Below are 3,428 nucleotides of genomic sequence, written 5' to 3'. Positions count from 1 at the left end.
CGTTATGTATGACAATAGGTTCAGGAGATATTAATACAGCACAAAGGATTTGAAGTGCTTCATTTTTTGCGCCCTGAGGTACGATCTCTCCACGTAATTTAGTTCCTCCTGTAATTTCAAAAGATGCCATTAATTTCTTCTTCTTGGTTTGTTTTGGTTTTGCTGATATCTGTTCGAGTTGTTATTGCCATTGTTATTGGAATAACCATTGCCTCCGTTTGAATTTGAACGACGGTTGTTACTGCCTCCGGATCTTGAATAGCCGCTATTTGAACTGCTTGCACTGCCAGGTATCCTGCTGTCTGCAACAGCCCCGCCCACGGTATCAAACAAACGTTCTTCTTTTACTTTGGCCACATCAATTACCAGTTTCTTTTTTGAAAGTTCTGATAAATGCTCAACGATAACTTCGTCATCTACATTTTCTTTGTTCCAGGTACTATACAGGCGTTTCATCAAGCGACCCAGATAGATGATCGCATCTTCTTTTTCCTGACCATCTTCTTTCAGGATAGCCTGTTCTATCAGAAGATTGATGTTCTTGCCGTAATGTTTATATTTTAAATTATTGTGATTGTATGGAACGCGTTCAGGTTTTCTTCCAAGAACGGCAATGTCTGGCATCGGGTAGGGAGTATCTACATCCAGTTTGAAATTGGACATGATAAAAAGATGATCCCATAATTTGGTTGTATGTTCTTCCGTATCACGCACACCAGGATTTAACTGACGCATCAGTTCAACACAGGTATTTGCATAACGGGTACGCTGGTCTCTATCTTCGATCGTTAAAATCCAGTCAACAATTTTCTGTATATTTTTACCGTATTCTTTTAATACGATACCCTTACCAGGATCTCCTTTAATTAATGTCATTTTGATCTTTGTATTAAAGCCTTAAGTTAACTAAGATTCGTGAATTCTCAGTTTCGCGAAGCTAAGAATTAGTGTTTTTTCGCCTAAATTTTTAAAATCAATCAATGCTTTCCGGTCATTACCGTTTGATTGTATGTTTTTAACCTCTCCAAACCCGAATTTAGGGTGTTCAACCTTCATTCCGATCGCCAGATTACTGGTATCACTTGGCTTAAAATCTTCTGATGGAGTATAGGCAGGAGCTGCAGCAACCTTTGGTTTTGCCTGTACTGTTGAAGTACCTGTTTTAGGCCTGATTCCGCTGAACGCGGGCCCCGAATCCGGTGAGCCGATTGAACTGGCTGTAATGGTGCTCATCTGCAAATGCCGGGGATCAATTTCCTCCAGGAAGCGGCTTGGTGAACAGCTCTTTAATTGACCGAATCTGTAACGGGAAGTAGCAAAGCTCAATGTCAGACGCTTTTCAGCTCTTGTGATTGCCACATAAAACAAACGGCGTTCTTCTTCCAGATCAGCGCGGCTGTTCAGCATCATTGCTGATGGGAATAGGTCTTCCTCTATGCCAACAACAAATACCTGGTTAAACTCAAGACCTTTGGCTGAGTGAATGGTCATCAGCGTTACGTAGTCCTTACTTTCTTTATCATTTTCAGTATCGGTCAGTAAAGAAATTTCCTGCAGGTAGCTTCCCAGCGATTTATCTTCCTGATCCGGACGATCTACAAATTCTTTGATACCGTTCAATAACTCCTGTACGTTTTCATAGCGGGCAATACCTTCAACAGTTTTGTCTTCATACAGTTCCTTAAGCAAACCAGATTGTTTGGTGATCTCATTGGCTGCTTCAAATGCATCTTTTGTCTGGGCCAGGATTTTATATGATTTGATCAGGTCAACAAAGCCTTCAATCAAAGGTACAAGCCGGCCGGTCATGATGCTTCTGATGTTGCATAGGATGTCCCAGATGGAAGTTCCCTGTTCGTCAGCAATGACAAACAGTTTTGCAATAGTTGTATCACCAATACCACGTTTCGGAAAATTGATGATACGTCTGAAGCTTTGCTCATCCTGGTCATTCAATACAAAGCGCAGGTATGCAAGAACATCTTTGATTTCCTTTCGTTGGTAGAAGGACATACCGCCAACAACTTTGTAGTTGATGTTCAGTTTACGCAATGCTTCTTCAAAACTTCTTGACTGTGAATTGGTACGGTACAGAATAGCAAAATCTTTGTTCCGCAATTGCAGATTCATTTTGTTTTCAAAAATGGTCTGCGCAATGATCCGACCTTCTTCATTGTCGCTGGCTGCGCGGTATACATGGATTTTTTCTCCGGATTCGTTGGAGGTCCAGACATCCTTTTTTAACTGCGCTTTATTTTTTGTAATAACATTATTTGCCGCTTCAACAATGGTTTTTGTTGAGCGGTAATTCTGTTCGAGTTTTAAAACCTTTAATTCCGGATAATCTTTTTCGAAGTTCAGGATGTTTTGAATGTCTGCTCCACGGAAGGCATAGATACTCTGTGCATCGTCACCAACCACACAGATGTTCCGGTTCATGGCTGCAAGCTTCTTGGTTATGTTGTATTGTGCAATATTTGTATCCTGAAACACATCTACCATAATGTATTTGAATTTGTGCTGATACTTGTTCAATACATCCGGATGGTCGTTGAATAGCTTAAAGGTATAAAAAAGCAAATCATCAAAATCCATGGCACCTGAACGGATCAAACGTTCCTGGTACATTTGATAAAGCTTTCCCATTTCAGGGCGTAAGGCCGCTCTGTCATCGGCCATGTAATTTGGGTTTGCAAGATACTCGCGGTATGAGATGAGCCTGTTTTTCGCCGCACTGATTCTATTGAAAACAGTATTCGGCTTATATACTTTATCATCTAAATTCTGTTCTTTCAGGATGGTTCTCAAAAGTGATTTAGAGTCTTCTGTGTCATATATGGTAAAATTGCTCGGAAAACCTATTTTCTGGGATTCAACCCGTAAAATTCTTGAAAAGACAGAGTGAAATGTACCCATCATCACATTCCGGGCTTCACTGCCGCATACAGCCTGAATCCGGTGCTGCATTTCCTTTGCTGCTTTATTGGTGAAGGTCAGTGATAATATATTAAAAGGTTCAACGCCTTTCTGGATCAAATGAGCTATGCGATAGGTAAGCACACGGGTTTTTCCGGAGCCTGCGCCGGCAATGATCATTACAGGGCCTTCTGTTTGTTCAACTGCCTGTCGTTGAACGTCATTTAATGAATCTAGATAACTCATTCAGTACATTTATTTAAAGGATAAATTTACGATTTAATCCCCTTTAAAACCATTATCTTTGTGTCCTGAATTGATATGTTGATAAATTTAAAGATATGATTTCTTTAGGAAATGCTGTGGTGAGCGATGATATCGCGGAAAAGTTCTTTGTATGCGACTTATTGAAGTGCAAAGGGGCTTGCTGTGTCGAAGGAGACATGGGTGCGCCACTCGATGTGGAAGAAGCCCTTATTCTGGAAGAAATTTATCCGATTGTAAAGCCTTAT

General features: G+C 40.6%; 3 protein-coding genes. 1 reads left to right on the top strand and 2 read right to left on the bottom strand.

Annotated elements, in window-relative coordinates; genetic code table 11:
- Nucleotides 1-129: 129 nt before the first annotated feature.
- Nucleotides 130-876, bottom strand: a complete 747-nt coding sequence (locus tag ACTHJT_RS02510) for a DUF4290 domain-containing protein (RefSeq protein WP_440236156.1) — start codon at nucleotides 874-876, stop codon at nucleotides 130-132.
- 30 nt (nucleotides 877-906) lie between these two features.
- Entirely contained in the window at nucleotides 907-3,162 is a 2,256-nt protein-coding gene (locus tag ACTHJT_RS02505) for an ATP-dependent helicase (protein WP_440236154.1), read from the bottom strand.
- A 95-nt stretch (nucleotides 3,163-3,257) separates the two neighbouring features.
- Between ACTHJT_RS02505 and ACTHJT_RS02500 the strand changes: the two genes are divergently transcribed.
- Nucleotides 3,258-3,428, top strand: a 171-nt coding sequence (locus ACTHJT_RS02500; protein ID WP_440236157.1) for a DUF3109 family protein, incomplete at its 3' end; no start/stop codon positions are given.

The sequence above is a fragment of the Cytophaga sp. genome, assembly GCF_051961495.1.
Lineage (GTDB): Bacteria > Bacteroidota > Bacteroidia > Cytophagales > Cytophagaceae > Cytophaga.
This window is presented reverse-complemented; position numbering and strand designations above follow the sequence as displayed.

Excerpts from the sequence above, each read along its gene's own strand:
- ACTHJT_RS02510 (WP_440236156.1), bottom strand. The coding sequence starts at position 876 with ATGACATTAATTAAAGGAGATCCTGGTAAGGGTATCGTATTAAAAGAA.
- ACTHJT_RS02505 (WP_440236154.1), bottom strand. The coding sequence starts at position 3,162 with ATGAGTTATCTAGATTCATTAAATGACGTTCAACGACAGGCAGTTGAA.